The organism is Clostridium sp. AF28-12 (assembly GCF_003435225.1).
Classification (GTDB): Bacteria; Bacillota; Clostridia; order Lachnospirales; family Lachnospiraceae; genus Pilosibacter; species Pilosibacter fragilis.
This window is the reverse complement of sequence record NZ_QWGJ01000061.1, coordinates 627-1,074: the sequence shown is the minus strand read 5'-3', so window position 1 is coordinate 1,074 and position 448 is coordinate 627. Positions and strand designations below refer to the sequence as shown.

Below are 448 nucleotides of genomic sequence, written 5' to 3'. Positions count from 1 at the left end.
GCACTACAATCCGCTGGCCTATATCAAGACGGAAAGCGATGTTTTGAAATTCGTTACTGCTCTGATCGCCAACACCAAAGGCGACGGCAAGGAGGGCGACGAGTTCTGGACTAAAGCTGAAACCCTCTTGTACTGCGCCCTTGTGGCCTACATCGTCTTTGAGGGGCCGGAGGAAGAACGCAACATGAATACGCTGGTGGAAATGATAAGCAGCATGGAAGTCCGGGAGGATGACGAAACCTTCAAAAACGCGGTGGACTATATGTTTGACGGGCTGGAACGCCGCAGCCCCCAGCACTTCGCCGTGAGGCAGTATAAGAAATACAAGCTCGCCAGCGGCAAGACAGCCAAAAGCATTTTGATTTCCTGCGGTGCAAGACTGGCTCCCTTTGATATTCCCCAGCTTCGGGAGATCATGTCTTATGACGAGCTGGAGCTGGATAAGCTG

Annotated in this window: 1 protein-coding gene; it reads left to right on the top strand. The window is 52.5% G+C overall.

The features are described from left to right. A partial coding sequence (locus DWY93_RS17730; protein ID WP_242990765.1) for a type IV secretory system conjugative DNA transfer family protein occupies window positions 1-448 on the top strand: 448 nt, incomplete at both ends.